The 24,672-nt window shown below is 64.0% G+C and carries 19 protein-coding genes and 2 pseudogenes; 13 read left to right on the top strand and 8 right to left on the bottom strand.

Annotated features, from left to right (window positions below; all coding sequences use genetic code 11):
• Positions 1-80 precede the first annotated feature (80 nt).
• The 4 genes from CKW22_RS18155 to CKW22_RS18140 all read left to right on the top strand — a co-directional run bounded on the left by CKW22_RS18155 (position 81) and on the right by CKW22_RS18140 (position 3,678).
• The gene (locus CKW22_RS18155; protein ID WP_095064563.1) at positions 81-1,121 is read left to right on the top strand and encodes a homoserine dehydrogenase; all 1,041 of its coding nucleotides are present in this window, start codon (positions 81-83) and stop codon (positions 1,119-1,121) included.
• Between the two features lie 10 nt (positions 1,122-1,131).
• Positions 1,132-2,556 (top strand): aldehyde dehydrogenase family protein, encoded by a 1,425-nt coding sequence (locus CKW22_RS18150; protein ID WP_033698599.1) that lies wholly within the window; start codon positions 1,132-1,134, stop codon positions 2,554-2,556.
• A 72-nt stretch (positions 2,557-2,628) separates the two neighbouring features.
• Positions 2,629-3,207, top strand: coding sequence for an NAD(P)H-dependent oxidoreductase (locus CKW22_RS18145; protein WP_095064562.1), 579 nt, complete (start codon positions 2,629-2,631; stop codon positions 3,205-3,207).
• Positions 3,208-3,279: 72 nt separating this feature from the next.
• Complete coding sequence (locus CKW22_RS18140) at positions 3,280-3,678, top strand: MerR family transcriptional regulator (protein ID WP_033698596.1); 399 nt, start codon at positions 3,280-3,282, stop codon at positions 3,676-3,678.
• On the opposite strand, the pseudogene CKW22_RS27905 reads toward CKW22_RS18140, so the two are convergent.
• Positions 3,664-3,912: pseudogene (locus tag CKW22_RS27905) on the bottom strand (cytochrome C); the annotation flags it as partial. The gene CKW22_RS18140 and the pseudogene CKW22_RS27905 sit on opposite strands and share 15 nt — an antisense overlap.
• A 778-nt stretch (positions 3,913-4,690) precedes the next feature.
• On the opposite strand from CKW22_RS27905, the gene CKW22_RS18130 reads away from it, so the two are divergent.
• Entirely contained in the window at positions 4,691-6,106 is a 1,416-nt protein-coding gene (locus tag CKW22_RS18130) for an FAD-binding oxidoreductase (protein ID WP_033698595.1), read from the top strand.
• Between the two features lie 81 nt (positions 6,107-6,187).
• Positions 6,188-6,685 (top strand): RidA family protein, encoded by a 498-nt coding sequence (locus tag CKW22_RS18125; RefSeq protein ID WP_033698594.1) that lies wholly within the window; start codon positions 6,188-6,190, stop codon positions 6,683-6,685.
• Between the two features lie 56 nt (positions 6,686-6,741).
• On the opposite strand, the gene CKW22_RS18120 is transcribed toward CKW22_RS18125, so the two are convergent.
• The 4 genes from CKW22_RS18120 to CKW22_RS18105 all read right to left on the bottom strand — a co-directional run bounded on the left by CKW22_RS18120 (position 6,742) and on the right by CKW22_RS18105 (position 11,463).
• The gene (locus tag CKW22_RS18120) at positions 6,742-7,968 is read right to left on the bottom strand and encodes an MFS transporter (RefSeq protein ID WP_371856432.1); all 1,227 of its coding nucleotides are present in this window, start codon (positions 7,966-7,968) and stop codon (positions 6,742-6,744) included.
• A 106-nt stretch (positions 7,969-8,074) separates the two neighbouring features.
• Positions 8,075-9,325 (bottom strand): OprD family porin, encoded by a 1,251-nt coding sequence (locus tag CKW22_RS18115; RefSeq protein WP_095064560.1) that lies wholly within the window; start codon positions 9,323-9,325, stop codon positions 8,075-8,077.
• A 46-nt stretch (positions 9,326-9,371) separates the two neighbouring features.
• Entirely contained in the window at positions 9,372-10,481 is a 1,110-nt protein-coding gene (locus CKW22_RS18110) for an aromatic ring-hydroxylating dioxygenase subunit alpha (RefSeq protein ID WP_033698592.1), read from the bottom strand.
• Positions 10,482-10,512: 31 nt separating this feature from the next.
• On the bottom strand, positions 10,513-11,463 hold the full coding sequence (locus CKW22_RS18105) for a PDR/VanB family oxidoreductase (protein ID WP_047583401.1): 951 nt from the start codon (positions 11,461-11,463) through the stop codon (positions 10,513-10,515).
• A gap of 175 nt (positions 11,464-11,638) precedes the next feature.
• On the opposite strand from CKW22_RS18105, the gene CKW22_RS18100 reads away from it, so the two are divergent.
• Positions 11,639-12,409 (top strand): helix-turn-helix transcriptional regulator, encoded by a 771-nt coding sequence (locus CKW22_RS18100; protein ID WP_052040678.1) that lies wholly within the window; start codon positions 11,639-11,641, stop codon positions 12,407-12,409.
• A gap of 370 nt (positions 12,410-12,779) precedes the next feature.
• On the opposite strand, the gene CKW22_RS18095 is transcribed toward CKW22_RS18100, so the two are convergent.
• Positions 12,780-14,480, bottom strand: coding sequence for a M24 family metallopeptidase (locus CKW22_RS18095; protein WP_047583399.1), 1,701 nt, complete (start codon positions 14,478-14,480; stop codon positions 12,780-12,782).
• Positions 14,481-14,570: 90 nt separating this feature from the next.
• Here CKW22_RS18095 and CKW22_RS18090 point away from each other — a divergent pair.
• Positions 14,571-16,055 (top strand): annotated as a pseudogene (locus tag CKW22_RS18090) (PLP-dependent aminotransferase family protein); the annotation flags it as partial.
• A 4-nt stretch (positions 16,056-16,059) separates the two neighbouring features.
• Here the strand turns inward: CKW22_RS18090 and CKW22_RS27900 are convergent.
• The gene (locus CKW22_RS27900; protein ID WP_033698585.1) at positions 16,060-17,073 is read right to left on the bottom strand and encodes a formylglycine-generating enzyme family protein; all 1,014 of its coding nucleotides are present in this window, start codon (positions 17,071-17,073) and stop codon (positions 16,060-16,062) included.
• Positions 17,074-17,093: 20 nt separating this feature from the next.
• Positions 17,094-18,758 carry an arylsulfatase gene (locus CKW22_RS18080; protein WP_033698584.1) on the bottom strand — a complete coding sequence of 555 codons (1,665 nt, stop codon included), beginning with the start codon at positions 18,756-18,758 and terminating at the stop codon, positions 17,094-17,096.
• 283 nt (positions 18,759-19,041) lie between these two features.
• Between CKW22_RS18080 and CKW22_RS18075 the strand changes: the two genes are divergently transcribed.
• The 5 genes from CKW22_RS18075 (at position 19,042) to CKW22_RS18055 (ending at position 24,650) form a co-directional block, all read left to right on the top strand.
• Positions 19,042-20,433: an alginate export family protein gene (locus CKW22_RS18075; RefSeq protein ID WP_033698582.1), complete on the top strand. Its 1,392-nt coding sequence runs from the start codon at positions 19,042-19,044 to the stop codon at positions 20,431-20,433.
• 32 nt (positions 20,434-20,465) lie between these two features.
• Positions 20,466-21,698, top strand: a complete 1,233-nt coding sequence (gene mhpT / locus CKW22_RS18070; RefSeq protein ID WP_033698581.1) for a 3-(3-hydroxy-phenyl)propionate transporter MhpT — start codon at positions 20,466-20,468, stop codon at positions 21,696-21,698.
• The gene (locus tag CKW22_RS18065) at positions 21,695-22,234 is read left to right on the top strand and encodes a DUF3237 domain-containing protein (RefSeq protein ID WP_033698580.1); all 540 of its coding nucleotides are present in this window, start codon (positions 21,695-21,697) and stop codon (positions 22,232-22,234) included. The genes mhpT and CKW22_RS18065 overlap by 4 nt, the downstream gene beginning before the upstream one ends.
• A gap of 89 nt (positions 22,235-22,323) precedes the next feature.
• Positions 22,324-23,154: a p-hydroxycinnamoyl CoA hydratase/lyase gene (locus CKW22_RS18060; protein ID WP_033698578.1), complete on the top strand. Its 831-nt coding sequence runs from the start codon at positions 22,324-22,326 to the stop codon at positions 23,152-23,154.
• A gap of 47 nt (positions 23,155-23,201) precedes the next feature.
• The gene (locus CKW22_RS18055) at positions 23,202-24,650 is read left to right on the top strand and encodes an aldehyde dehydrogenase (protein ID WP_095064559.1); all 1,449 of its coding nucleotides are present in this window, start codon (positions 23,202-23,204) and stop codon (positions 24,648-24,650) included.
• The last annotated feature ends 22 nt before the right edge of the window (positions 24,651-24,672 follow it).

Genomic DNA, 24,672 nt, shown 5'->3' with positions numbered 1-24,672 from the left:
ACGGCGTTTTGGCCAATTCTACTGCCCGCCGCCACCTCGTACGCTGAGCCCATCAAACAACAGCAAAAAGGAACGCCTTCGTGACTGAATACAAAATTGCCCTGGTAGGTTTTGGCGGTGTCAACAGAGGCCTGGCCCAACTGATTGCAACGAGCAACGACAGCTGGCAGGCCACCCTCGGCTTCAGCCTGAAAATCGTCGGCGTCACCGACCTGTTCCTCGGCTCGCTGGTCGACCGCAATGGCCTGGACGCTGCCGCACTGGCGGCCTTGCCAGCCGAAAAGGGCGCGTTTGCACAGCTGCCAGGCGGCACCGCCGAGGCGTTCAACGAAACCGTCATCAAGCAGTCCGGCGCCGACATCATCGCCGAGGCCACCTTCACCAACCCGGTCGATGGTGAGCCGGCCGCCACCTTCTGCCGCTGGGCGCTGGAGAGCGGCATCCATGTGGTGACCACCAACAAAGGGCCGATCGCCTTGCACGGTGCCGAGCTCAAGGCGCTGGCCCAGCGGCACAACGTTGCGTTCGAATACGAAGGCGCAGTGATGAGCGGCACGCCGGTGATTCGCCTGGCCAAGCAGGCCCTGGCGGGTGCGCAGATACAAGGCTTCGAGGGCATTCTCAACGGTACCTCCAACTATGTCCTGACCCGCATGAAAGACGGCTTGTCGTTCGCCGATGCGGTGGCCCAGGCGCAGCAGCTGGGGTATGCCGAAGCCGACCCGACGGCCGACGTCGAAGGCTATGACGTGCGCCTGAAGGTGGTGATCCTGGCCAATGAGTTGCTGGATGCACGCTTGAGCGTCAGCGATGTGACGTGCTCGGGCATCAGCGGCATCAGCGCGTCGGACATCGTCAAGGCGCAGGCCACAGGCCAGTGCTGGAAGCTGATCGGTGCTGCCAGCAAGGCGGCTGACGGTGCGGTGTCTGCGAGTGTCGAAGCCCGCTTGCTGCCACTTGAGCATCCGCTTGCCGGCATCAGCGGCGCAATTAATGCGGTGTCGTTCGACACCGGGCTGCTGGGTGCTGTCACGGTGTCCGGGCCGGGCGCAGGGCGCATCGAGACGGCCTACGCCTTGCTCTCCGACATCATTGCCCTGCACACCACCCACCGTCAGTAACGGAGCCTTTATGAGCGTATCTCGCATGGCCAGTGTTCACGCTGTAGCGCCAAGCCACATAGACGTGTTCAGCCCCTTTGACGGCCGCCTGGTGGGACGTGTGCCCTGCCTGGACGCCAGTGCAGTGCCCGCCTTGCTGGCGCGTGCACGGGCGGGGTGTCTTGAAAGTGCAGCAATGCCCCGGCACCGTCGCGCGCGCATTCTGGAAGAGGCGGCGCGGTTGGTGGAAGCCGATGCTGCCGCGTTCGCCGAGCTGATCGTGGCCGAAGCCGGTAAAACCCTGCGTCAGGCCCAGAAGGAGGTAAAGCGCTGTGTGAACACGCTGAAGCTGTCCGCCGAGGAGGCGCGGCGTAATGCCGGCGAAGTGGTGCCGTTCGAAGCCTATGAAGGCTCCGAGGCCCGCCAGGGCTGGTTCAGCCGCGAACCGCTGGGGCTGATTGTGGCGATCACACCCTACAACGACCCGCTGAACCTGGTGGCGCACAAGTTGGGCCCGGCGATTGCCGGTGGCAATGCGGTGATCCTCAAGCCGTCCGAACTGGCGCCGCTGTCGGCGTTGAAACTGGTCGATTGCCTGGTACAGGCCGGGCTCGGCGAAAACGTGGTGACTACCGCCACCGGCGGTGTCGAACTGGGCAAGGCGCTGGTCGAACTGCGCGAGGTGCGCATGGTTTCCTTCACCGGCGGCTTTGCCACCGGCGAGTCGATCGCCCGCAGCGCAGGGTTGAAAAAACTTGCCATGGACCTGGGCGGCAATGCGCCTGTGCTGGTGCTGGCGGACTGCGACTTGGAGCAGACGGTAGAGTCATGTGTCTCGGGTGCCTTCTGGGCGGCGGGGCAGAACTGCATCGGCACGCAACGGATCCTCGTGCAGCGCGCGGTGTACGCGGCATTCCGCGAACAGTTCGTGGCGCAGTCCAAGGCGTTGCAGTTGGGGGACCCGGCGAACCTGGAAACGGATGTCGGCCCCATGGTCACCGAACAGGCGGCCCGTCGCACCGAGCAGTGGGTGGACGAGGCGCTGGGGCAGGGTGCAACGCTGCTTTGTGGCCATCGCCGGCAAGGCGCCCTGTATGCGCCCACTGTGCTGGAGCAGGTCAGCCACAGCAGCCGTATCTGGCTACAGGAAGTGTTCGCGCCGGTGGCGATCCTTGAGCCGTTCGACACCTTGGATGAGGCCGTTGCCCTGGCCAATGCGCCGGAATACAGCCTGCATGCGGGAGTGTTTACCCGGGACCTGTCGACGGCGCTGAAGCTGGCGCGGCGGATCGAGGCGGGGGGCGTGATGATCAACGACTCGTCCGATTACCGCTTCGACGCCATGCCGTTTGGCGGCTTCAAGTACGGCAGCCTCGGCCGCGAGGGGGTGCGCTTTGCCTATGAAGACATGACCCAGCCCAAGGTGGTGTGCATCAACCATCTGGATTCGCAGTAACGGCCTGGCTGGCCTTGACTCTCCTGTTACGGGCAGCCTTTACCCTGAAGGCTTCACGTTCAGGATGTGGTCATGATGAGTAAGCGCGTACTGGTGGTGCTGGGCCACCCTTCTGGCGATAGTTTCTGCGGTGCTTTGGCCGCGCGTTACGTCGAGGCAGCCAGCAGTGCCGGGCATGATGTACGGGTGTTACGCCTTGGTGCCTTGAACTTCGACCCGGTGCTGCGCGAAGGCTACAGGCAGGTTCAGCCACTGGAGCCCGACCTGCTCAAGGCCCAGGCAGACATCACCTGGGCTGAGCACCTGGCCTTCATCTACCCGATTTGGTGGGGCGGCATTCCCGCTTTGATGAAAGGTTTTTTCGACCGGGTGTTCCTGCCCGGTTTTGCTTTCCAGTACCGCGCAGGCAAGGCCTTCCCCGAGCAACGCCTGAAAGGGCGAACGGCGCATCTGCTGGTAACGATGGACACTCCCCCGTGGTATTACAGATGGGTTTACCGCATGCCTGGCCTTCATCAGGTACGCAAGACGACGTTGCAGTTCTGCGGCATAAAACCCTTGAAGACCCTGACGTTCGGGCCGCTGCTCGGCTCCAGCCCGCGGCAACGCGAAGCCTGGCTTACGAAGGCCAACAGTATCGCCAGCCGCTGACCAGGCCCGGGTGGTTCCCGATCCGGCAGCGCTATGTGAAGATGCGGCGCACCCGAACGAAAAAGGACGTTCATGTACATCGGCAAAGCCGCCCAGCTGTCGGGCACCACGGTCAAGACCATCCGCCACTATGAAGCGATTGGCCTGCTGCCGCCGCCCGAGCGTCAGGGAAAGTACCGCGTTTACAACCAGCAAAGCGTTGAGCTGCTGACGCTCATCAAATGCGCGCAGCAGTTGGGCTTCAAACTCAAGGAAATGCAGGCGATCCTCCAGGGGCACCGTGGGCAAGCATTGCCGTGGGCGCTGGTGGGCAAGGCCATTGCCGACAAGAAGCTTGAAGTGATGGCGCAGATCAGTGGGTTGCAGCAGGTGTACGCGGGGCTTGAAGCGTTTGAAGCCAGCCTTGAGAGTGCCAGCTATCAGTGCGGCGCTGAGCGCCTGCCAGTCATTTCAGGATCAGGGGGTTCTTAAAATCACACCGGTCATGTATTGGTTCAGGTCGCGAAAATCGTTAACGCTCCAGGCGTGCGGCGGTATTTTTACACCGTTCTGCTGGAGCGTCTTTGGGATCAAGTTGCCATTGGGGCGAAGTATCACCGACGCGACGATAACGCCTGGATAATTGCTCAGCCGCTTTTTGAAGGCAGCGCTTGTAAGGTCGGGGGTTGGCGGGTTGCTTTTATTGGCCAGCGGCCCAGTGCCCTGGGGTAGTGGTGTTGAATCTGGTTTTGCAGCATCCCGCTCTTCCTTGGGTGACAGTGCAGGGGCAATACCGAACAGTCCGAAGATGCGTTGTGGCGATTGTTCTGTAGGGTTTAATAGGGGCGTTAGTGTACCGGCATTCTGAGGGAATGAATGTACGTCGGGAGATCGGGTGAGGGCGGCTAGGTGCTTGTCTTTGGTTTTTACAGCGCCTATGAGATCGAGCGCCGCCCGCGCGGCGCTTCGCGGGGCAAGCCCGCTCCCACATCTGTTTCAGGCCAATGAGTCCTGTTAAATAGGCGCGCGACACCTTGTTTGTACGATGCGATATCGAGGCGGGCACCAAAGGGGCCGCGCGCCAATGCTTCAGGCATAACTGGCCCGAAACAGATGTGGGAGCGGGCTTGCCCCGCGAAGCGCCGCGCGGGCGGCGCTCGATGTACGCCCCACCACTAATCCCACGACAGGCACCTGGCAGCCCTCACGCAAATAACAATTAACCATCCAGTTACTTCACCCGAACTAATCCCCTATAACTAATATGGCGTGTCGCCATATCAACTTTATATGTCCCCTCCATGATAGTTACGAAATCCCTGAACTAATTATTTGTCCTCAGCGATTCCACAGTCTGAACAGCATCACCAGAATGCCCGCCCTCAATTTGAACCGTCAGCCTGACGCGATGGCCACAAAGTTGGCCACGGGGGCTGTCGGCCAGCCTATGGCCCATTGTCTGGGCTGATGCAACCCACACCGAATGCTTGGAAAGGAAAGTGTCATGGGAATGACAAGGCGTAAATTTTTGATTGGCGGCGGCGTCGTGGCCGCTGCGGCGGGTGCGGGTATTCTGACGCCTATGCTGACGCGCGAAGGTCGGTTGATCCCCGGCAAACCGCGCTTCGGTTTTGTACAGGGCACCGAGGGCACGCTGCCCAAGCAAGCGGACGTGGTCGTCGTTGGCGCTGGCATTCTGGGGCTCATGACCGCGATCAACCTCGTCGAGCGTGGCCTCTCCGTCGTTGTCGTCGAAAAAGGTGAGATTGCCGGCGAGCAGTCGTGCCGGTTCTATGGTCAGGTCATGACCTACAAGATGCCTGATGCGACGTTCCAGTTGCACCACCTGGCCAAGCAACGCTGGCGTGAAATGAACGCCAAAGTAGGTGCGGATACCAGCTATCGCACACAAGGCCGGGTCGAAGTGCCTTTCGATGAAGAAGACCTGGAAGGCGTCAGAAAGTGGATCGATCTGAAAACCCGCGAAGTCGGCTCGGACATCCCCTTCAAGACGCGCATCATCCAAGGCAATGAGCTCGATCAACGGCTGCGCGGTTCAGCCTCCAGCTGGAAGGTCGCAGGCTTCGAGGAAGACTCCGGTAGCCTGGACGCCGAGCGCGCGTCGTACGTCATGGCCGAGTACGCCAAGAAAATGGGTGTGCGTATCTACACCCACTGCGCGGCAAGGGGCCTGGAAACCCAGGCAGGTGCCATCTCTGATGTGGTGACCGAGAAGGGCGCCATTCGCGCGTCTCGCGTGATCGTCGCGGGCGGTGCCTGGTCCCGGTTGTTCATGCAGAACCTGGGCGTCGACGTGCCGACCTTGCCTGCCTACCAATCCCAGCAAATCATCAGCGCTGCGCCCCGCGCACCGGGTGGCAACGTTGCATTGCCGGGGAATATCTACTTCCGCGAGCAGGCTGACGGCACCTACGCCACCTCGCCGCGCGTTGTCGTTGCGCCGGTGGTCAAAGAGTCGTTCATGTATGGTTACAAGTACCTGCCACTGCTGGCCATCCCCGACTTCCCGGTACACATCTCGCTGAACAAGCAGCTGATCGACTCGTTCACTCAGCCAACCAGCTGGAGGCTGGATGAGGTGTCGCCGTTCGAGAAGAACAGGCTGATGACCGCGGCCCCTGATATTCCAGAGCTCGATGCATCCCTGGCCAAACTCAAGGTCGAATTCCCTGCCTTCAACGACTCGAAGCTGATCGATCAGTGGAGCGGCGCCATGGCCATCGCCCCGGATGAGAACCCCATCATTTCGACGGTCAAAGAGTACCCAGGCCTGGTCATCAACACCGCGACCGGCTGGGGTATGACGGAGAGCCCGGTGTCCTCCGAGTTGACGGTTGACCTGCTGCTGGGCAAGGCGCCAGTGCTTGATCCAGAGCCGTTTAGCTTGTACCGATTCTAAACCTGCTACGACAATGGAATGACCCGTGCACGCGTCATCGATGCGTGCGCATCACCCTTGGTAATCATTTAGGAGAAACACATGAAGGTCGCTTTCAAGACCGTTGCTGCATTGGCCCTGACGATCGCCGGTGCCGGGAGCGTTCATGCACAGGATGTTGTGCGCCATAGCGCAGGTAGTTTCCCCATTTCGGCCGCTGTGGAAGTGCCTGCTGGCAAGACAGTCGTTTACCTGAGCGGCTCCGTTCCGTCGGTCATCCACCCCGACGCCGCCAAGGATTCGCTGGAATCCTTCGGTGATACCAAAGCCCAGACCATCAATGTGCTTGAAAACATCCAGAAGCAGCTCAAAGACCTCGGTCTGGGCCTCAAGGATGTGGTGAAGATGCAGGTATTCCTGGTAGGCGGGCCGGAGAACGGCGGCAAGATGGACTTCGACGGCTTCATGGCCGGCTACACCCAGTTCTTCGGGCCAGCGGCCAAGCAGCCAGTACTGCCTGCCCGCTCGGCGTTCCAGATTGCAGGCTTGGCACACCCAGCCTGGCGCGTCGAGATCGAAGTCACGGCGGTTCGTCCCTGACAAGACCGTTGCTTGAAGCAGGCGTGGCCCAGCCACGCCTGCCTGCGTACCTTGCCTCAGCGTGGGTTGACCACCGCGGCCGAGGTGCGCAGCACCAGCAAGGCGCCCAAGGCGATCACCAACGACAACAAGTAGAGCGCCAGGCTGGCGCTTTGAGTGTTGTCGCGCATCCAGCCGATCAGGTAAGGCGCGACAAACGCCGCCACGCTGCCCAGCGAGCTGATCAGGGCCAACCCAGGCGCCAGTATCGGCCCGGCCAGGTAGGCCGGAGGCAATTGCCAGAACATCGGCAACGCACTGCTGGCACCCATGCCGGCAATGGCCAGGCCTGTCATCACCCACAGCGGTGACTGCGGCTGCAGGCCGGTCAGGGTCAACCCCACCGCGCACATCAGAATCGGCACGCACAGGTGCCAGCGCCGCTCTTTGTGGTGGTCGGAAGAACGCCCCACGGCAATCATGAAGAAACACCCGGCCAGATAGGGCAGTGCACTGAGCAGGCCGATCTGGCTGTCGTGGGCAACGCCCGCGCCGTGGATCAGGGTCGGCATCCAGAACGCCAGGGTGTTGACCGCCAGCATGACCGCGAAATAGATCGCCACCAGCAGCCAGACCTGGCCATTGGCAAAGATCCCGCGCCAGGAACTGATCTGTTTGCGTGCTTCTTCACGGGCCAGCGTCTGGCGCAGGGCGTGCTTCTGTTCGTCGCTGAGCCAGCGTGCGTCTTCGATGCGGCCGTCCAGCCGCGCCAGTATCACCAGGCCCAAGGCCACGACCGGCAGGCCTTCGATCAGAAACATCCACTGCCACCCGCGCAGCCCGGCGGTGTCTTGCATGTGTTCGAGGATCCAGCCCGATACCGGGCCGCCGACCACGCCGGCCATGGGGACTGCCAGGGTGAACAGGGCGGTGATCGAGGCCCGGCGCCCGGCCGGGAACCAGCGGTAGAGGTAGACCAGAATGCCCGGGAAGAAACCGGCCTCGGCCACCCCCAGGCCGAAACGCAGGGCATAGAAGCCGTGGGCGCTTTCAATCAGCAGCATGGCGCTGGAGAGCAGCCCCCAGGTCACCATCATCAGGGCGATCCAGCGCCGTGGGCCGAGCTTGTCGAGCACCAGGTTTGCCGGCACGCCGAACATCGCGTAGGCGACGAAGAACAGCCCGGCACCCAGGCCGTAGACGGTGTCGGAGAACTGCAGGTCGTTGCTCATCTGCAGCTTGGCGAAGCCGATGTTGATGCGGTCCAGGTGGGCGAAAACGTAGCTGATCAGCAGCAGCGGCATGATCCGCCAACTGATCTGGCGGTGGGTATTGGCAGTGCTCTGCGCGTGTTGCAGAGACTCGAAGGTCTGGCTCATGGGGTTACCTCGAAGGGCAGGTGTAAGGGGGTCACCAGAGTTTCAGGGTGTAGCTGAGGATCAGCCGGTTCTCGTCCATGTCGCTGGCGTAGCTGGAGCGATAGGCCGCGTTGCGCCAACGCACGCCCAGCCCTTGGAAGTAGCCGGCCTGGATGACGTAGGCGAGGTCTGTGTCGCGTTCCCACTCATGGCCGTCGGCCGCGCGGGTGCGGATGTCGTCGCCGCGCACGTAGCGGGTCATGAAGCTCAGCCCGGGTAGCCCGAGGCCGGCGAAGTTGTAGTCATAGCGGGCTTGCCACGACACTTCGCCGGCGCTGGTGAAGGTGCCGATCGTGACCAGGTTGGCGGTGTAGGGCGGGGTGTAGCCGTTCAGGGTGGGGAAGGCATCGTTGCCGTACATGCGCTGGTAGCCCACGCCGACCTTGTGCGCACCCACGCTGAGGGTGCTCATCATGTTGAAGTTGCGGTTGTCGACGCTGCCGGCCTTGGCAGTGCCGGCGCTGGTGCTGTCGAAGTAACGCAGGTCGGTGAGCAGCGACAACCCCGGCCCTAATGGCAGCGTGTGCACCAGGCCGTAGAAGTCTTGCTGGTACACGTCACGCAGCTCGCCGCGAAAGGCACTGGCGATCAAGCCGTGGCCAACGTCATAACTGGCGCCCAGCACATCGAAGGCGCCGCTGTCGAACGCGGCGCTGCGCCCGGCCAGGTACATGCGGTCGCTGCCCGACGACTCACGGGTGCGCGAGCGCCAGAGCTGCCCGGCGGTCAGGGTCAGCCGCTCGACGTCCTGCGATTGCAGCAGCGCGCCATCGAACGTCTGGGGCATCAGGCGCATGTCATCGCGAAAGACCACGGGCAGCGTCGGGGTGAGGATGCCGACATCAAGGCGGGTCTTCGACACCCGCAGCTTGCCGGTGACACCCATGTGGCTGAAGTCGTCCACCGGCCGGCCTGACTGCGAACCGAAGGGCAGCGTGCCGTCCCCGCTGCGGCCGCGCCCCGAGTCGAGCTTGACCCCCAGCAGGCCCAGGTAGTCCAGGCCAACGCCGACCGGCCCTTCGGTGAAGCCCGATTGCATTCGCAGCATGAAGGCTTGCGACCAGTTGCCGACCTGGGAAGCCTGGGCCCCGTGCTGGCGATAATCGCGGTTCTGGTAGAAGTTGCGCAGCTCCAGGCTGCCCTGGCTGTCGCCGATGAAGTCGGCGCGGGCGGGCAGTGGCAAGGCCAGCGCTGCCACCAGCGCCAGGCGCAGGCAGGTGATAGCCGGTTCAGGCTTGAACATGTGATGTCCCTTTTATTGTTGTTATGGACGGCGGCCAGCGCTGCCTTCAGCCGACCTTGCGGCTGTCGTGCTGGCGCTCGGCATCGGCGCGTTTCTTCAGGTAGAGGCGGGTGGCGACGGCAGGGGCGTCGCTGGCCACGGATATTTCGTAGTGATGGTCGTCGCGGTCGTCGAGCGCGGCCTCCAGTGCACCGAGGCCTTCCACGTCTTCGTTGAAGGCGGCGAACAGCTGCTCGTGCATGTACTCGCCCAGGGCTTCGTCGTGCTGGGCGAAGTCGCGCCCATGGACGATGAAGTAGTGCAGGCTGTTGGCGGTTTCCGGGGTCAGGATATGCGCGGTGCGGATGTGGAACTGCTGGCGCTGCTCCAGCGGCTGGGCGCTGTCGTAGAAGGTCACGCTGACCCGGTGCAGCCCCGGCGAAAGAAACTCCGACGTGGCAATGCGTGCCGCGCTGGGGCAGCCTTCCAGCCCTGTGGTCTTGCCCCACACTGGCGACAGGGTGGTCGGCACCACTTCGCGGATCAGGGTGTAATGGCCTTCCTTGAGGTCCAGCTTGTAGGGCGCGCTGGCGTAGTCCGGGGTGCCGATGGTGTTGGCATGCAGGAAGCTCAGGTGGGTCAGGTCCATGAGGTTTTCATGCAGGCTGACGTAGTTGCCCGGGTGATGGAAATACCCGGAGGTGCAGGCCCAGGCCGGGTCGTCGATCCATGCCTGATGGGGGATCTGCGCCGCGTCGGCGAGGGCCTCCTCGCCCAGCCAGATCCACAGTAACGGCCCTTGGCGCACCAGCGGGTACCGGCGTACGCCAATACCACGTGGGCAGTTTTTCTGTGACGGCACCTCGGTCAGGTCGCCGGCGGCGTCGTAGCGGAAGCCGTGGTAGCCACAGACGATGGTGTCGCCTTGCAGATGGCTGCGCGAGAGCGGGAACGAGCGGTGCGCGCAGCGGTCTTCCAGGGCGATCGGCTCGCCTGCCTCTGTGCGGTACATCACCACGCGGCGGTCGAGCAGGCGCCGGGCCAGCAAGTGCCGGCCGACTTCATCGTCAAAGGCGGCGACATACCACTCATTGTAGATGAACGGGGTCTCGCGGTTGGCCATCGGTTCGCTGGCTTTGCGGGCATGCGCAATCAGGTTGCTGGTGGGCAGTGACATGGGGATGCTCCTTGAAAAAGGGTGAGGCGGTTCAGAGGTCCAGCACCAGGCTGTCGCCCAGGGCACGCGAGACGCAGATCATCAGGCTCTGGCCTGCGGCCTTGTCGGCATCCGAGAGGATCAGGTCGCGGTGGTCTGGCACGCCTGCGCAGACGCGGGTCTGGCAACTGCCGCAGATGCCGGCCCGGCATGAAAACGGCAGCTCGACGCCGTGGGCCTCGAGGGCTTCGAGGATGCTTTGCTGGGGGGCGACCCAGATGCTGCGGTCGCTGAGGTTCAGGTGCACGGTGAAGCCACGGTCGCCCTCGGTGCTGGCCGGTGCGGCGCTGAAGCGTTCGATGTGCAGGCGTTCGGCGCGTGGCCCGGCAGCGGCTTGCAAGGCGTCGAGCATCGGCGCTGGCCCGCAGGCGTACAGGTGCTCGCCATCGCGCAGGGTGTCGAGCAGTTGCGCGGTATCCAGATGGCCGCCCGCTTCGTCGTCGAAGTGCAGTTGCACCCGGGCAGGGTCCAGTGCGCGCAGGGTTTCGTAGAACGCGGCGCGTTGCCGGTTGCGGGCGCTGTACACCAATCGCCAGTCCTTGTCGTGCGCCTGGCACCAGCGCAGCATCGCCAGTATCGGCGTGATGCCGATGCCGCCCGCCACTAGGCAATAGCGTTGCAGGTGCTCGTCCAGCCCGAAGTGGTTGCGCGGCAGGCTGCAGGCGAGGGTGTCGCCCAGGCGCAGTTGCTGATGCATGAAACGCGAGCCGCCGCGGCTATCAGGTGCCAGGCCCACGCCGATCAGGTAGCGGTCGCGTTCATCGGGCGCGTTGAGCAGTGAGTAGTGGCGCGGCAGGTCGCCTGCGACGAGGATTTCCAGGTGGGCACCCGCGCTGAAGGGCGGCAGTGCCCGGCCATCGTCTGCACGCAGCTCGATCAGTGCCACGTCCTTGGCTTCTGCGGCGTAGCGCGTGACGCGCAGGTTCAGTGGGTGCTGGTTCATGGGTGTTCCCGATCATTGTCGTTGTCGGGGTCAGCTTACGGACGCGCGTTTGCCAGGGCTGTCACCCGTGAGGTGGACAAGGTCGTGGATTGGCGGCAGACTGATAGTTAATAGGTTAACTATTTATCGGGCGCTGTTCGCCCGAGCCAATAACAATAAATATCCGAGTGCCGCCATGATTCGTCTCAGCACCCCACAGGCATCGACCTTGCCCGCGCAAATTCGCGCTTTCAGCGACCTGACCCGCGCGTTGGGCACGCCTGGCTTTCCCGCTGCGTTGCTGGACTGCCTGGGCCAGTGGGCGGCCTGCGAGCATTTTTCCGTGTTGCGCATGGACGGCGCGCGGCCGCAGCTGCTGGCGGCCGGCACCCGCCACCCTGACGCCAGCCTGGTGCTGCGCTGCGGCCAGGCGTACATCGAGCACTACCATCGTTATGACCCCTTGTTCGAGCCGTTGAAGGAGGCCCCCGGGCAGGTCGGCCACCTGCTGGCCCAGGACATCCGCCATGGGCCATACCGCGAGGCGATCTACCAGCGCAATGGCATGATCGAACGGTTGTCCAGCGTGTACCTGGACGAACAGGCGCGCCCAGTGCAGTTCAACCTCTACCGGCACCACGATCAGGGTTTTTTCAACGACCAGGAATTGCAGATGTGCGAAGCGCTCAGCCCGGCGCTGCTGCAGCTGTTGCGCGGGCACCTGGCGCTGAACAGCCTGAACCCGGTCAAGAACCCTCAGCAGCAGTTGCTGCAGCGCTGCCCCGAGCTCACCACGCAAGAGTTGAACATCTGTGCCCGCCTGCTACAGGGCATGACCCATGCCGGCATCGCCGCCGACCTGGGCATCAAGGAAAGTACCGTGAAGACTTACCGTAACCGGGCGTTCGACCGGCTAGGCATCCACTTTCGCAGCCAGCTGTTCGCGTTGTTCTCGGCCCAGGGGTAGGGCGCCCTGGCAGCACGATCAAATGTGCTTGTCGGGAGATGGAGTGATGGCGGCTAGGTGCCTGTCTTGGGTTTGGAGGTGGGGCAGATATCGAGCGCCGCCCGCGCGGCGCATCGCGACGCAAGGCCGCTCCTACATTTGTTTCGGGCCAGTTACGTCTGAAGTATTGGCGCGCGGCCCCTTGGCGCCCGCCTCGATTTCGCGCCGTACAAACAAGGGCTCGCGCGCGCTGGCACAGACATGACTGGCCCGAAACAAATGTAGGAGCGGCCTTGCGTCGCGATGCGCCGCGCGGGCGGCGCTCGATCTGATAGGCGCTGAAAATGCCAAGCCAGGCACCTGGTGGCCCCGAATAGAATCTCCAGGCGTTTCATTGGTGTTTCTGAAGCACCACAGATTTGGCCGGCCTGGCTTGCCCAACCAGAATGTCTTCGAAAAACGCCCCGACCGGCTCCGTGGGGTGGCACAGCTGAATCTCCAGTACCCAGACCATCTCGCTCGGTACGATGTCCAGGTCGGCCAGTTTGTCCTGGCCGAACAGCGCATGGGGGAAGTCGGCGATGCGGTGCCCGGCCAGGTTGCGCTCCAGCTGCCAGCCTTTGGCCAGGGCGCTGCGCTCGGCGACGTCGTACAGTTCACGGCCGGTCAGCCCGTCGCACCAGGCTTGGCGCGTCTCTTCGAACACCTCGTGCAGGGCGGTGACGCAGGCCTGATACAGCGGGTGCTCGCCGAACACGAAGGTGTCGCCATAGTCGCCTTCATAACCATCCCACACCGGGCCGAGGTCGACCACGGCGATGTCGGTGGCACGCAGCCGGCGCTGCAGGTCGATGCCCTGGCGCGGTGTGCGGATGGTGTCGTCGCCAAAGCGGATATAGGTCGGGTGCCAGGTGTGCGACGCGCCCATTGCCTGCAACGTCTGGCCTGCCATGTGCAACGCCTCGGCGGTGGTCATGCCGACTTTCAGCTGGCTGGCGATGGCCGCCAGGGCCCGCACCGACTGCTCGCGGGCGGCGAGCATGCCGTCCAGCGAGTAGCGCGGGCCGACTTTTTCCAGTACCGGGTCCAGCGTGTCGAGCATCGCGGCCGCCGGTACCGATGCGCCGCTGGGTACAAACGCTTCGGCGACAAAACGGTGTGCCTGCACGCCCGCTGCAAGGCACAGCGCGCGGGCCTGGCTGATCATCGCAGGGTTGCCGCAGGCATAGACCTGGGTGTCGGCCCACGGGTGAGCGTGCGTCAGCGCAACCTGTTGCACGCGGGCTTGTGCCGACAGCACCCGGTGCCAGCGAAACCGTGGATGGGCCTGGCTGGCCTGGTCGAGAAACGCGCTGTCATAGAAGTCGGCCTGCGCTGAACCGCCCCAATACAACGTGACCTGGGCAGTGCCAGACAGGGCCGTCAGCAACAACGGCTTGATGCCGGCATAGCCGGTGCCGGTGGCGAACAACACCACGGGGCGTTCACCTTCGTGTTGCCAGGTGCAGGCGCCCACGGGCCCTTCGAGCTGCAGCGCGTCGCCCACCTGCAGGGACGGCAGGGTGCCTGCGGTGAACAGCCCGCCGCTGAGGGTACGAATATGAAACACCAACCGCCCTTGGTCCTGCGCTGGCAGGTTGGCGATGGAGAAACAGCGGCTGTCGCCGTTGGCCAGGCAAAACCTCAGGTACTGGCCGGCGCGTACCTCGAGGGGCTGCGTGGGTTGCAGCACCAGTTCGGTGATGTCCACGCTCAGGGCGCGTTTGCTCAGCACATGGGCGCTGATCTGCAGGGTCGGCGTGTCCACTGACCAGCCGGGTATTTCCAGGCGCATGTCGCTGCAGGCATGGCTCTGGCACAGCAGCATCTCGTTGGCGGCGAGGGGGTAGCAGGGCGCGGGCGTGTCGTCGCTGCGTTGTTTGGCCCGATACTGGCCCGCCACCACCTTGACCTTGCACGACCCACAGGCGCCGCGGCGGCACGAGAAGGGCACGGACAGGCCGCTGGCGAGCATTGCATCGAGCAGCAAGCCTTCGGCGGCTTCGAAGCGCTTGCCCGAGGGCGAGAGTTCAATGACATGGCGATCGTGCATACAGACCTCAGGGCGCAAGGGTGGGCTGGAGAGGCCTGATTGTTGCGTTTAGACTAGGACCACAAGAACCTCCAGTTCTGGATAATTCACATGGTCCAGCTTCGCAAATGGCGGCCGCTGCTCAAGCTCGATGGGGCTCAGCCGCAGGCCTCGTACCGCAAGATCGTCGAAGGCCTGGTGACCGCCATCGTCGAGGGCCGCCTGCGCCCCGGCACACTGTTGCCCGGCACGCGGGAGATGGCGCAACTGCTTGACGTCAATCGCAAGACGGTGATCCTCGCCTACGAAGAGGCGGTCACCAAAGGCTGGCTGGAGAGCGTGCAGCGCCGGGGCACCTTCGTCAGTACCCGGCTCGCCGCGGGCACGCTGCCTGCGCGCGGCGCGCCGCCGACCTTCGCCCTGGCGCTGAACGACGCGCCAGCGGTGGCGTATTTCACCCACAGCGAGCAGGTGACGACGCTGCACCATCGGCCGGGCGCGCTGTTTTTCGATAACGGCGCCTGTGACCATCGCCTGCTGCCCCAGGCTGTGTTGCATCGCTATTACCGCAAGGCCTTGCGCACCAGTTTCACCACCAACACCGTGCGCCATGGCTGCGAGGGCAGCAGCCAATACCTGCGCAGCGCATTGGCCGACATGCTGCGCCATAACCGCAGCCTGAACGTGGGAGCAGAACACATCTGCCTGACCCAAGGCGTGCAGATGTCGCTGTACCTGACGGCCAGCGCATTGCTCAAGCCGGGTGATGTGGTGCTGGTCGAGCGCCTGAGCTACCCGCCGGCGTGGGAGATATTCCGCCAGTTGGGGGCGCGGCTGGTTACCGTCGACCTGGACGAGGAGGGTTGCCGGGTCGATCAGGTCGACGCGTTGTGCCGGGCACACGACGTTCGCATGATGTACCTCACCCCGCATCACCAGTTCCCGACCACGGTCAGCCTGCATGCCGCACGCAGGCAGCAATTGCTGGAGCTGGCCAGGCTGCATGATTTTTGCGTGATCGAAGAAGATTACGACCACGAGTATCACTTTGCCGGACGCCCCTACTTGCCGCTGGCCAGCGACCCTTCGCAGCGCCATGTGATCTACATCGGTTCGCTGTCCAAGTCGTTGGGCAGCACCTTTCGTTGCAGCTTTATCGTGGCGCCGCCGAATGTGATCGAGGTGCTTGAGCGTACCGCGGTGCTGACCTTGGGGCAGGGGGATGCGGTCATGCAACGGATGCTGGCGGACCTGATCAATGACGGCGAGCTGAAAAAGCACCTGCGGCGGGTGTCCAGCGAGTACCGTCGGCGTCGGGAGACCTTGTTGAGTTGCCTGCGCGATGCCTTTGGCGAGCAGATAGCGGTGCAGGCACCGGAAGGCGGGTTGGCACTGTGGGTGACGTTCGACGATGCGATCGATGTCGACCAGTTGGCGGCCAAAGCGTTGCAGCTGGACCTGGTGCTGCGCGGCGGCGGCCAGTTTTCACCGTTCGGCCACCGCGAAAATGCCTTGCGCCTGGGCTTCGCCTCGCTCGATGTGGACGAGATCCGCCGTGCGACCCAGCGGCTGGCACAGGCGGCAAGCGACCTGGGCAGCCTCAGTCGGCCGCAGCTGCCCGCACCGTCCGAAACCCCACATGAGACGTTGCCAGGTACACCGTCTGCGGCTGCCGTGCCGAAGGCCGGTAGCGCATGCAGGCATCCGCCGAGCACAGGTGTGAACCCCCCTTGATCACCACCACCGGCGTACCGGGTTGTACGGGGTCGTAGCTGTCGCCCAGCGCCGGGCCCGTGGGGTCGAGGGCGGCGTCGCGTGCCTCATCATGCCCGGGGCGATAGCCGCTGCGCGTCAGCTCCCAGACGTTGCCGCCCGCGTCGAACAGGCCAAAGCCATTGGCCACGAAGCAGCCCACCGGGGAGGTGCCGGTGAAACCGTCGAGCGCTTGATTGTGATACGGGAACTGGCCCTGCCAGGTATTGGCCATGGGGTTGCCGTTGGGCCGCTCAGCCGTGCCCCAACTGAAGTCCGCATCCTGCAGGCCACCGCGCATCGCGTATTCCAGCTGCGCCTCGCTGGGCAGTGTGCGCCCGGCCCAGCGGGCGTAGGCCTGGGCATCGCGCAGGGTCACCTGCACCACCGGGTGGTTGGCCCGATCGTGCCAGTGGCTGCCGGGCCCCAGGGGGTGGCGCCAGTTCGCCCCGGCAACGAATTGCCAGCCGGGCCGCAACACCTGCGCGCCTTGCTTGAACACCATTGCGCCTGGCACCCGCAGCGGGTCTGGCAGGTCGGGGGCGGCCTGTGCGTCGATGCCCTGTTCGGCCTGGGTCACGTAGCCGGTGGCCTGTACGAAGCGGGCGAACTGGGCATTGGTGACCGGGTGCACGTCGACCCAGAAGGCCGAGACCTTGGCCCGGTGCGGCGGGCGTTCTTCGCTGTAGAAGCGGTCTGAGCCGAAGCTGAACGTGCCCCCGGCAACGCGGACCATACCGTCTCGCCAAGGCCCCTGGTGGGGCTCTGGCACGCCGCTGTAACTGCTGCATAGCAGCGCCGGTGCAGGGGGCACCGGCCAGGCGGCATACGCGGCGGCAAGCACGCCGAGGGCGAGTACCACACCCCCGAGCCTCCGGGGGGTCATGGCTTGCGGACCAACGCGGGGGAAACAGGCCGCCCCTCGGCCGTGGTCACGATGTTGTTGCGCTGGGCGTAGCTTTTCCAGTCGCGCAGCAGTTCGGCCACTTGCATGGGCTGTTGCGGGGCCAGGTCATGGCGTTCGCCTGGGTCCTTGCTCAAATCGAACAAACGCCAGGCCGGCGCTGCGTCGGTGGTATCGAACAACAGCTTGAGGTCGCCCTTGCGCAAGGAGGCATTCCCGTTGATTTCCCAGCCCAGGGCCTCGTCGCGGGGGTGGATCTGGGTGTCCTTGCCTTCGAGGTAAGCCAAAGCTGATGTGCCTTGGGGGGGCACGATATCGCGGTCGCGGTACTTGATGCCTGGCAAGGACGCACCGGCCAGTTGCAGCAAGGTCGGCATGATGTCGCGGACGCTGGCGAGCGCTTCGCTGCGCCCGGGTTTTATCGTCGCCGGGTAGTGGACGAAGGCCGGTACGCGAATTCCGCCCTGGTAGGTGGTCATCTTGTAGCGGCGGCTGGGCAGGGCGCTGACCTGGGCCCAGGCCGAGCCGATCATCAGGAAAGAATCGGGCCGGCCGTAGTTTTCCAGGCGGTTGTCGAAGTTGCTTTTGATCCACGCCGGGTCTACACGGTTGGCATTTTCCGGGCCATTGTCGGACATGAACAACACCAGGGTGTTGTCGAGTTCGCCCGTGGCCCGCAGATGCTCCACCAAGCGTCCGACCTCGGCGTCCAGCGCCGCTACCATGGCTGCGTAAACCTCCATGGTGCGGGCTGACTGCTGCTGTTGCTCAGGGCTCAGCGACGCCCAGGCCGGCACGCCTTCCAGTTGCGGCTCAATCGGGAAGTCGGCGGGCACCAACCCCGCCTTGCGCTGGCGCTCAAGCCGTTCGCGGGCAATCTGCTCATAGCCTTGGTCATAGCGGCCGCGGTATTGCGCCAGGTACGCGTCGGGTGCCTGCAGCGGCCAGTGCGGTGCGGTGTAGGCGGCAAAGGCGAAGAACGGCTTGTGGCTGGCCTTGCCCTGGTCGATGGCGTCGATCAGGCGGTCGGTGAACCAGCGGGTCGAGTAGAAATCGTTAGGCAGCTCCACCGGCTCGCCGTTGTGGCGGAAGGTCCAGCTGTAGTTAGGCAGCAGGCCCATGTTGGTTTGCTTGAAGTGCGCCGCCCCCCCTTCGAGCAGTACATAAGCCTGGTCGAAACCGCGGTTCTGCGGCTGCTGCGCCGGGGTCATGCCCAGGTGCCATTTGCCGGCGATGTAGGTGCGGTAGCCGGCATCGCGCAACAACTCGGCGAGCGTGGCCACGTTGGCCCCCAGCACACCTTCATACCCCGGTTGCACTTCGCTGCCCGCCGGCAGCCGCCCGCGCGACTCGGCCATCATGCCAACCCCGGAGAGGTGCGGGTCGTTGCCGGACATCAGCATGGCGCGGGTGGGGGAGCAGCTGGGTGCGGCGTGAAAGTCCAGCATCAGGCGCCCGTCCGCCAGCAGCTTGTCCAGGTGGGGGGTAGCGATTTCACTGCCCAACGCAGACAGGTCGGAAAACCCCAGGTCATCCGCGACCACCAGCAGAATGTTGGGTTGTTTAACGGTTGGCGCGGCGAACGCTTGGCTCGCGCCGAGCAGAAGCAGGCCGAAAGCAAGCAAGGGCTTAGAGGGTGTCATGGGGTTCTCTTTATTATTGTGGGTGGAATGCACCACATGATTTTTTTATTTAATGATCTTGTCAAGGAAAGCAAATCGCAGGCGCCCGTGGCTGAAACGCTTCTTTACGGGCTTTGCCAGGCAACGGCCCTGAATCGGGGGTTTCAAAAGTGTTCGATCAGCGAACACTGATCGCGCAGCCGCAGCGGTAATATGCGCTGGCGCCTATTGACGGCACCATCGTTAATCAAAATAATCGTTAACAGAGTTATCCATTTTCACAACAACAAGAAAGGATATTCTGATGACCAAGCCGTTGACGGGGGCATGTCTGTCCCTGGCGCTGTTATCAATCGCTCCGCTTTCACAGGCTGCCAGCCCCTTGGAGGACAGTCGGCCGGGGCGTCCCGGCGCGCCGCGCTGGGTCGAGGACTACCGCTTTCTGGATGCACCGGGCAAAGCCACCGATCCGTTCGATGGCCTGCGCTACCATCGCTTGTCCGACAGCGCTTGGCTGCAATTGGGCGCAGAGGCGCGCTACCGCGCCGATGCAATGGACAAACCGTTCTTCGGCTTGCGCGGCATCAAGGACGATTCCTACCTGATGCAGCGCCTGCAGGCGCACGCCGACCTGCACCTGTTCGACGATGCGCTGCGCGCCTTCGTGCAGGTCGAGAACACCCGCGCCTTCGGCAAAGACCTGTACTCGCCCAATGACGAAAGCCGCAATGAAGTGCGCCAGGCCTTTATCGACCTGAACCATGACTTTACCGGTGGGCGCTACACCACACGCGTCGGCCGCCAGGAAATGGCCTATGGCAACCAGGTGTTCGTGACCTACCGCGATTCGCCCAACATCCGCCAGACTTTCGATGGGCTGCGCGCCAGCCTCAACCTCAAGGACGGGCGCAAGCTCGATGCCTTTGCCGTGCGGCCCGTAGAAACCGGCGAGGACAGCTGGGATGACGGCAGCAACAATGCAGTCAAGTTCTATGGCCTGTATGGCACGCAGCCGCTGACCCAGGCGTGGAACATCGACCTGTTCGCCTTCGGCCTGGAAACCGACGACCGCACCCTGGCGGGGGAAACCGGTGACGAGAAACGCTACACCTTCGGCACCCGCGTGTTCGGCCGTTACCAGGCCATCGACTGGAGCTGGGACCTGGCGGCCCAGCGCGGGCACCTGGGCAACGCCGACATTCGGGCCTGGGCGGTGTCCAGCGACACCGGGTACACCTTCAGCCATCCGTGGAACCCGCGCCTGGCCATGCGCCTGGACGCCGCCAGTGGTGACAGCGAGGTGGGCGATGGCAAGGTCGGTACCTTCGACCCGTTGTACCCGCGCAATGGCGTCTACGGCGAGGCCAGCCTGACCACCTTGAGCAACGTCATCGTCATTGGCCCGACCTTCGGTTTTTCACCTTGGCGCAACCTGCGCTTCGAGCCCGGCGTGTTCGAAGTGTGGAAACAGAACACCAGCGACGGGGTATACATGCCTGGCATGAGCGTACTTGCCAACACCCGCGGCACTGGCCGGCACGTGGGCACCATCTACCGGGTCAACACCCGATGGTTGCCAACGCCTAACCTGACGCTCGACCTGGACCTGAAGTACTACGACATAGGCGCTGCCATTCGCGATGCCGGGGGCGACGACGCCTCGTTCGTGTCCATGCGCGCCACCTTCAGGCTCTGATTACCTTACGCATAACAACAAGAGGGCTGCACATGAGTGGTTCAATCGCACATTCGCACCGACCGGTACTGACTATCGGTTTGTGCTTTCTCGTCGCCCTGCTCGAAGGGCTCGACCTGCAAGCCACCGGTATTGCGGCGCCGCACATGGCCAAGGAATTCGCCTTGACTCCGGCGATGCTGGGGTGGGTGTTCAGTGCCGGCTTGCTCGGCCTGTTGCCTGGCGCCTTCGTTGGCGGCTGGCTGGCTGACCGCCTGGGCCGCAAACGCATCCTGATCATGGCCGTGTTGCTGTTCGGGCTGTTCTCCCTGGGCACCGCACATGCCTGGGACTATGCCTCGCTGCTGGTTGCCCGGCTGATGACCGGGCTGGGGCTGGGGGCGGCATTGCCGATCCTCATCGCCATGGCCAGTGAAGCGGCCCACGAACGCTTGCGCAGCACGGCCGTCAGCCTGACTTACTGCGGTGTCCCCCTAGGCGGCGCCATCGCGTCGGTGATTGGCATGGCAGGCTTGGGTGAGGGCTGGCGCCTGGTGTTCTATGTCGGCGGTTTCGCACCGATCGCGATTGCCTTCGTGCTGATGGCCTGGCTGCCTGAATCCCAGGCGTTTCGTGCCCAGGCCGCGACCACGGGCACGCAGAACGGGCTGGCAGCGCAACTGTTCGGCCCAGGCCGGGCGAGCCGCACGCTGCTGCTGTGGCTGGCGTGCTTCTTTACCTTGACCGTGCTGTACATGCTGCTCAACTGGCTGCCTTCGCTGTTGATTGGCCAGGGCTATACGCGGCCGCAGGCCGGCGCGGTGCAGATCCTGTTCAACCTGGGCGGCGCGGCGGGGTCATTCCTCACCGGGCGCATGATGGACCGTGGCCATGCGGGGCGTGCGGTGTGCATCGCCTATGCCGGCATGCTCGCCTCGTTGGCAGGCCTGGGCCTGTCCACCAGCTTCGGCTTGCTCTTGCTGGCGGGTTTTACCGCAGGCTATTGCGCCATCGGCGGCCAGTTGGTGCTGTATGCGCTGGCCCCCACGCTGTACCCGACACACGTGCGCGCCACGGGGGTGGGCGCGTCGGTGGCCGTGGGCCGGTTGGGGTCGATGGCCGGGCCGTTGGCGGCCGGGCAGATCCTCGCTGCCGGCGCAGGCGTAGGCGGTTTGTTGCTGGCGGCCTCACCGGGGCTGGTGGTGGCTGCCGTAGCGGCGATGGCACTGCTGGGGCGCGGTGCAGCGCAGGCCGAAGCTGCAGCCTCGGGAGGTGTTGCGCCATGAGCCTGGGTAAAGCACTTGCCGTCATGCTGTTGAGCGGTTGCGCCGCACTGGCCCAGGCGGCCAGCTATGAACCGCCGCCGCTCAAGCTTGAGCCACTGGCGCGCTTCAGTGTCGACCTGGTGGCACCCATCTGGGAGCTGGGCAGCACCAGCGGGCAGGGCAAGCGGCGCATCATCCCCATCACGGGTGGGCATTTCGAGGGCGCTCGGCTCAAGGGCACCATCCTCAACAACGGCGCGGACTGGCAAGTGGTCACCCCAGAGGGGGTGGCCATTATCGACACCCGTTACCTGCTGCAGACCGATGACGGTGCGTTGATCTACCTGCGCACCGAGGGCTACCGCTTCGGCCCGCCCGAGGTAATGAAGAAAGTCGCCGCCGGCGAGGACGTCGACCCCAGCCTGTACCAGTTCCGCATCACGCTGCGCTTTGAAACCTCGGCCCCGCAATACGCCTGGCTGAACCGCACGGTGGGCGTGGGCAGCGCCATGCGCCTGGGCAATGCCGTGGTCTACGACGCATTCGAAGTAAAATAGATAATTTCATTAATGGTTAATTGACTTAACTATCTGGCCGGGCTAATGTTCGGCCAACCACAAAGAACAATCAGTACAAGAGGTGTGTGATGGGCCAATACGACAACCGCTGGCAGACCGTGAAAGTCACCGTCGAGCAAGGCATCGCCTGGGTCAGCTTCAACCGTCCTGAAAAGCGCAACGCCATGAGCCCAACGCTCAACCGTGAAATGCGCGATGTACTGGAAACCGTCGAGCAGGATGCCGACGCACGCGTGCTGGTGTTGACCGGTGAGGGCAGCGCCTGGACCGCCGGCATGGACCTCAAGGAGTACTTCCGCGAGGTGGACGCAGGCCCCGAGATCCTTCAGGAGCGTATCCGTCGCGATGCCTCGGAATGGCAGTGGAAGCTGCTGCGCTTCTACAGCAAACCCACCATCGCCATGGTCAACGGCTGGTGCTTCGGCGGTGGTTTCAGCCCGCTGGTCGCTTGCGACCTGGCCATCTGCGCCGACGAGGCCACCTTCGGCCTGTCTGAAATCAACTGGGGTATTCCACCGGGCAACCTGGTCAGCAAGGCCATGGCCGACACCGTGGGCCACCGTGAATCGCTGTACTACATCATGACCGGCAAGACCTTCGACGGGCAGAAAGCCGCGCAGATGGGGCTGGTCAACAAGAGCGTGCCGTTGGCGCAGTTGCGCGATGAAGTGGTGCTGCTCGCCCAGGACCTTCTCGACAAGAACCCGGTTGTGCTGCGCGCCGCCAAAAACGGCTTCAAGCGCTGCCGCGAGTTGACCTGGGAGCAGAACGAGGACTACCTGTACGCCAAGCTGGACCAGGCCCAGCTGCGTGACCCGGAGCACGGCCGCGCGCAAGGCCTGAAGCAGTTCCTCGACGACAAAAGCATCAAGCCAGGCCTGCAAGCCTACAAGCGCTGAGCGGCCGCGGTTTTCATTCCCGAACAATCAGAAAAGAGGAATGCCCGATGTTCGAGGTGCCCTTGTTAATTGGCGGTAAGGCCCGTGCGGCCAGCGACGGCGGCACGTTCGAGCGTCGCCATCCTGTCAGCGGCGAGGTGGTGTCGGTGGTGGCCGCCGCCACCCTGGCCGACGCCGACGCGGCGGTCGAAGCGGCGCAGGCGGCGTTTCCCGCCTGGGCCGCGCTGGGGCCGGGCGAGCGCCGTGCGCGCTTGCTCAAGGCAGCCGATGCGCTGGATGCCCGGCGCGACGAATTTCTGGCCATGGCCGGGGAAACCGGGGCCAAGGCCAACTGGTACGGTTTCAATGTGATGCTGGCGGCCAATATTCTGCGTGAAGCGGCGTCGATGACCACGCAGATACAGGGCAGTGTCATCCCCTCCGACGTGCCTGGCAGCTTTGCCATGGCCCTGCGCCAACCCTGTGGGGTGGTGCTGGGTATCGCCCCCTGGAATGCCCCGGTGATTCTGGCCACACGCGCTATTGCCATGCCCCTGGCGTGCGGTAATACCGTGCTGCTCAAGGCCTCCGAAGCCAGCCCGGCGGTGCATGGCCTGATCGGTCAGGTATTGCAGGCGGCCGGTTTGGGCGACGGTGTGGTCAACGTCATCTGCAATGCCCCGCACGATGCACCGGCAGTGGTTGAGCGTCTAATCGCCCATCCGGCGGTGCGGCGGGTGAATTTCACCGGGTCTACCCATGTCGGGCGCATCGTTGGGCAACTGGCGGCGCGTCACCTCAAGCCTGCAGTGCTCGAACTGGGTGGCAAGGCACCGTTCCTGGTCCTGGCCGATGCCGACCTCGAGGCTGCGGTCGATGCGGCGGCCTTTGGTGCCTACTTCAACCAGGGCCAGATCTGCATGTCTACCGAGCGGCTGATCGTCGACCAGGCGGTGGCCGATGAGTTCGTGGCCAAGCTGGGTGAGAAGGTGCGCCGCTTGCGTGCGGCTGACCCCTCGCAACCTGACGCGCCGCTGGGCTCATTGATCGATGCCGGGGCTGGTGAGCGCATACAGGCGCTGGTCGATGATGCCGTTGGCAAGGGTGCGACCCTGGTGGCAGGTGGCGAACGTACGGGCAGCGTCATGCAGCCGGTACTGCTTGACCACGTCAATGCGGGCATGAAGCTGTACCGCGAAGAGTCGTTCGGGCCGGTGGCAGTGGTGCTGCGCGCCAGCGGCGACGAAGCGCTGCTGGCCCTGGCCAACGACTCCGAGTTCGGCCTGAGCGCGGCGATCTTCAGCCGTGATACCCAACGTGCCCTGGCCCTTGCCCAGCGCCTGGAGTCGGGCATCTGCCATATCAACGGCCCGACGGTGCATGACGAAGCGCAGATGCCGTTTGGCGGGGTCAAGGCCAGCGGTTACGGCAGCTTCGGCAGCACGGCGTCTATCGATGCCTTCACCCAGTTGCGCTGGGTTACCGTGCAACATGGCGCGCGGCACTACCCGATTTGACCCACAACCTCACAACAACAAT

Origin of the sequence: Pseudomonas sp. Irchel s3f19, assembly GCF_900187555.1 — a bacterium.
GTDB classification, from domain to species: Bacteria; Pseudomonadota; Gammaproteobacteria; order Pseudomonadales; family Pseudomonadaceae; genus Aquipseudomonas; species Aquipseudomonas capeferrum.
Note: the sequence above shows the minus strand (reverse complement) of the source record. Positions and strands in the feature narration are given on the sequence as shown.